This is a genomic window from Oleiphilus sp. HI0061, assembly GCF_001635675.1.
This window is the reverse complement of record NZ_LWFE01000817.1, coordinates 1-514: the sequence shown is the minus strand read 5'-3', so window position 1 is coordinate 514 and position 514 is coordinate 1. Positions and strand designations below refer to the sequence as shown.

Here is a 514-nt window from a genome sequence, read left to right as displayed (position 1 = left end):
CTAACAGAACCCGCTGCTTAATTGCTCGACTATAAACTTCCCAGATCTTGAAAAATCAGCTCGCTTACGCGTGCTGACGCTTTCGAAACTGCCTCTTTTATATCTGCCATTGTAATAGGCGTATCTGACAAACCTGCTGCCCAATTCGCACTCAAGGCAATACAGGCATAGTCCAACTCCAATTCTCTTGCTAGCGCAGCTTCAGGCATGCCCGTCATTCCGACCATATCGCAGCCTTCAGCCTTACAACGAAGTATTTCAGCTGATGACTCTAATCTCGGCCCCTGAGTAGCACCGTAAACTCCACCATCCAAGACATCAAATGACACCGCGCTTGCTGAGCGAAGAAGTTTTGCTCTCAATGTTTCAGAGTACGGCTTGGTGAAGTCGATATGATCAACAGTTTCGCAATGAATGCCATCATATATAGTGTGTTCACGCCCATAAGTGTAATCAATAATTTGGTCTGGAATGGAAAGATTACCCGGGCCGAGCTTTTCATGAATTCCGCCTA

At 46.3% G+C, this 514-nt stretch carries 1 pseudogene; it reads right to left on the bottom strand.

The window, feature by feature from the left end:
* Positions 1-29: 29 nt before the first annotated feature.
* A pseudogene (locus tag A3735_RS09825) lies at positions 30-514 on the bottom strand (S-methyl-5'-thioadenosine phosphorylase); the annotation flags it as partial.